Genomic DNA, 1655 nt, shown 5'->3' with positions numbered 1-1655 from the left:
CCGACATTTAGCTTTGGAGTGTGAGTTCGCGGGCGGGCCGAACGTCCGACTGGGACGCGTGGTGATCCCTGAGATTTGAGTGGTCCGCTCGCGAGCTCGGTGTCTGGTCGAGCGGTGTCCTTGTTCGGGAACTTGGAGCCAGCCGGTCGGTGTGGACTCCTGCTTAGAGAATGTCTGGGCCATAGCCGCGATGGTCAGCCACCTGGGTGGATAGGGATTGATGGCTGACAGGAGCACACGACGATGGCATGGACATTAGGGATCGACGTAGCGGTGCGCGCGGCGCATCAGGCGACGCTGGCCCGCGACGGGACCACGGTGTGGCGGGGCCGGAAGTTCTCGACCCGGCCGGCGGACCTGGAGCGGTTATGGGCCGATCTGTTCCTGGCCGACGCTACGGACGTGACCGTGGTGGTCGAGCCGACCCGCAACGCGTGGATCGTGCTGGCCGAGTGGTTCCGCCGCCGCGGCGCCCGGGTGGTCATGGTCCCCACAACCCAATCGGCGGATCTGCGCAAGTACTACTCCAAGCACACCAAGAACGATCGCATCGACTCCGAGCTCCTGGCCCGGTTGCCGCTACTTCATCCCGAAGGGTTGCGTGAGTATTCCGGCCAGGGACCAGCAGACCCGTTGCGGCGTCTGGTTAAACAACGTTCCACCATGGTCAAACGCCGGGTTGCGGTGTATTCCCGGCTCGACGCACTCATCGAGCTCCTCGGGCCGGCTTGGTATGCCGTGCTCGGCTCGAACTACGGCAATGCGGCGTTGGAGTTCCTCGCCCGCTACGCCGACCCGAATACGGTGATTCGACTCGGCCAGGGACGTCTGAGCCGGTTTCTGATCGCCCGGTCCCGCGGCGCATGGCGCGAGGACCACGCCGCCGGACTCATCGTCGCAGCCAAGGAAACTCTCATGCTGTGGGGACCGGACGGCATGAACTTCGCTGAACTGGGCGACGACATCGCCCACGAGGCCGAACAGGCGCTGTTTTTGACCCGGCAGATCAAGCAGATCGATGAACGGGTCGCGAACCTTTACGCCGACGCCGACCCCGAGGCGATCGTGGCGTCTGCCCCCGGTGTCGGACCGGTTATCAGCGCCGTGATCGCTGGGCGGATCGGCGATCCTCACCGGTTCACCTCTTTGGCCGCGATCCGCGCCTACACCGGACTGGTCCCCAAGGTCAGCCAGTCCGGGCTGATCAAGGTCGAATCCTCGATCACCAAGGCCGGCGACCCCCTGCTGCGCGAAATGCTATGCACCGCCGCTGATCAAGCCCGCAAGATCGACCCGCAGATCGCTGCGAAGTACCAGCGGCTGATGGCCGGCGACCGCCACCACGACTCGGCGATCTGCCACCTGGCCACCCTGCTGGTCACCCGGATCGCCACCTGTATGCGCAACAACCAGCCCTACATCCTGCGCGATGTCGACGGCACCCCGATCACCACCGCACAGGGCCGCAAGATCGTCAAAGAGCGCTATCAGATCGAGCCCCGGCGCCGCGACAACATCCGTCACCAACGCATGCGCGACCGCCGCAAACAGGCGGCGGGCCAGGAGTCACAGGAGTCGCCAAGCGCTCCAACATCCAGGCCCGCCAAACACGAGCCTACGAGCCAACACGCCGTTTGACATCCCTTAGGAACTCA

Annotated in this window: 1 protein-coding gene; it reads left to right on the top strand. The window is 64.9% G+C overall.

Annotation, left to right across the window (positions count from 1 at the left end; translation table 11 throughout):
- Positions 1–243: 243 nt before the first annotated feature.
- Positions 244–1638 carry an IS110 family transposase gene (locus J3476_RS26205; protein ID WP_207069211.1) on the top strand — a complete coding sequence of 465 codons (1395 nt, stop codon included), beginning with the start codon at positions 244–246 and terminating at the stop codon, positions 1636–1638.
- Positions 1639–1655 lie beyond the last annotated feature (17 nt).

The organism is Mycobacterium sp. PO1 (genome assembly GCF_017312405.1).
Classification (GTDB): domain Bacteria; phylum Actinomycetota; class Actinomycetes; order Mycobacteriales; family Mycobacteriaceae; genus Mycobacterium.
This window is presented reverse-complemented; position numbering and strand designations above follow the sequence as displayed.

Excerpts from the sequence above, each read along its gene's own strand:
- J3476_RS26205 (WP_207069211.1), top strand. The coding sequence starts at position 244 with ATGGCATGGACATTAGGGATCGACGTAGCGGTGCGCGCGGCGCATCAG.